Below are 582 nucleotides of genomic sequence, written 5' to 3' on the forward strand. Positions count from 1 at the left end.
GCTCATCGAGGACGCAGACAAGGATTGCGAGATCGCCGCCGCGCAGCGGCTCATCGAGCAGCTCGGCTTGGCGGGCGTCGTCTACACGCTCGACGCGCTGCATCTCCAAAAAAACGCTGGAGAAGGTCCTGGCCAGCGGGGGCGCAGCTGCTGGTGCAGCTCAAGGCCAACCAGCCCCGGCTGCTGCGCGCCATGCGCGCTCAAGCCCAGCAGCGTCCGCCCGCTGAACACGCCAGCAGTCACGACATCGGCCGACACAACCGAATCGAGCGCCGCCTAGTGCGGGTCTGGGCATTGGCTGCGGGCAGCGGCCCCGAGCCCTGGCACGACCACTTCCTCAGCCTCATCGAGGTGCGCCGCACCACCGAGGTCTTCGATACCACATGGCGCCGCTTCGTCGCGCGGCGCGAGACGCCCGCGTACTACCTCAGCACGCTCGGCCCCGCCGAGGTTGCGGCCCGTGAATTCGCGCGCCTCGTGCGCGAGCACTGGGCAATCGAGAACCGGCTGCACCATGTGCTCGATGTGACGCTGGCCGAGGATGCCAGCCGCATCCGCCGCAACCCCGGCGTCTTCGCTGGC

The 582-nt window shown here is 69.1% G+C and carries 1 protein-coding gene; it reads left to right on the forward strand.

Annotation, left to right across the window (positions count from 1 at the left end; all coding sequences use genetic code 11):
* Positions 1 to 24: 24 nt before the first annotated feature.
* Positions 25 to 582, forward strand: a 558-nt coding sequence (locus tag D3A59_RS25220; RefSeq protein WP_272868043.1) for an ISAs1 family transposase, incomplete at its 3' end; no start/stop codon positions are given.

It is taken from the genome of Caldimonas tepidiphila, assembly GCF_003569765.1.
Classification (GTDB): Bacteria; Pseudomonadota; Gammaproteobacteria; order Burkholderiales; family Burkholderiaceae_C; genus Caldimonas; species Caldimonas tepidiphila.